Origin of the sequence: Aeromonas schubertii (assembly GCF_000820105.1) — a bacterium.
In the GTDB taxonomy this organism is placed as follows: domain Bacteria; phylum Pseudomonadota; class Gammaproteobacteria; order Enterobacterales; family Aeromonadaceae; genus Aeromonas; species Aeromonas schubertii.
In genome coordinates this window covers 1-1,365 of record NZ_CDDB01000009.1, presented here as the reverse complement: position 1 = coordinate 1,365, position 1,365 = coordinate 1, and the positions used below count along the sequence as shown (strand labels likewise).

2 protein-coding genes are annotated in these 1,365 nt (G+C 58.8%); both read right to left on the bottom strand.

All coding sequences use genetic code 11. The features are described from left to right. Nucleotides 1–833, bottom strand: an 833-nt coding sequence (locus BN1133_RS01455; protein ID WP_050664786.1) for a transposase, incomplete at its 3' end; no start/stop codon positions are given. A 193-nt stretch (nt 834–1,026) separates the two neighbouring features. Next, nucleotides 1,027–1,278 carry a transposase gene (locus tag BN1133_RS01450; protein WP_050664785.1) on the bottom strand — a complete coding sequence of 84 codons (252 nt, stop codon included), beginning with the start codon at nt 1,276–1,278 and terminating at the stop codon, nt 1,027–1,029. Between the last annotated feature and the right edge of the window lie 87 nt (nt 1,279–1,365).

Genomic DNA, 1,365 nt, shown 5'->3' with positions numbered 1-1,365 from the left:
GCGGCGGGCAATCCCAATCGCGCCAATATTCGTGCACAACCCGGTGACATGGCGCCGCGCTTGTCTCCACGCAGCCAGCGGCCGCTCTCGTCCACCAGTTCGAGATAATCCGCCAGGGAAAAGGTCAAGCCGTGAGTCAGGGCTTGATGCTCATCGCCCACAAAGGGCAGCAGCTCATCGGGTTGTTTCCCTTCCAGCGCCGCCCGAATGCGCCGCTGGATGCTGGTAAAATCAGACGACTCGGGCGTCTCGGCCATGGCGGCTCGCACCGGATTGAGCTCCACATAGGCCATGCAGGCAAGTAGCGCCGATTCGTTGAGCAGGGCCTGGGACTTGAAGCGCCCCTCCCAGAAGTGACCGGTGCAGCCATCCTCCCGGTTGGCCTGCCGGGCAATCGGCTCGCACAGCAGACGCATCAACCAGCTGATATCCATCAGCCGCTGACGGTAAATGCCGATAGTGGCTTGCACCGCCAGCCATTGGGCCTCATCGAGCGACTCGCCCTTGGCAAAGCGGCGCGTCAGGAACGTCCCCGAGCAGAGACGATGCCAGCGCTCTACCACCTCGGCATCGCTCCAGCCCAGGGCGCTCTCTTTGTCCACATGGAGCACCAGATGCAGGTGGTTGGACATCACCGCATAAGCGCAGATGTGGATGGCAAAGAGCTGACCCAGCAGCAAAATCCGGCTCTCGACCCACTCCCGCCGGTGGGCATAGCTCTGCCCACTCTGGGCATCGAGACCACACAGATACGCTCGCCTGACACAGCGCGCGACACAGTGGTAGTAAGGCGTATCCGCCAGGCTCACCTGGCTACGACGAGGCAGAGGCATCACACACCTCCCGCTTCAACAAACATCCATCAACTGTAGAGCCGGACTCCCAATAACCCCAAACAACGATGGGTGTCCATATTGTTTGCCTCCCGCTTCAACAAACATTCATCAACTGTAGAGCCGGACGCCCAATAACCCCAAACAACGATGGGTGTCCATGTTAATTCCCAAACAACGATGGGTGTCCATGTTAATTACTCTCTTTGTCCACATGGAGCACCAGATGCAGGTGGTTGGACATCACCGCATAAGCGCAGATGTGGATGGCAAAGAGCTGACCCAGCAGCAAAATCCGGCTCTCGACCCACTCCCGCCGGTGGGCATAACTCTGTCCACTCTGGGCATCGAGGCCACACAGATACGCTCGCCTGACACAGCGCGCGACACAGTGATAGTAAGGCGTATCCGCCAGGCTCACCTGGCTACGACGAGGCAGAGGCATCACACACCTCCCGCTTCAACAAACATTCATCAACTGTAGAGCCGGACTCCCAATAACCCCAAACAACGATGGGTGTCCATGTTAATT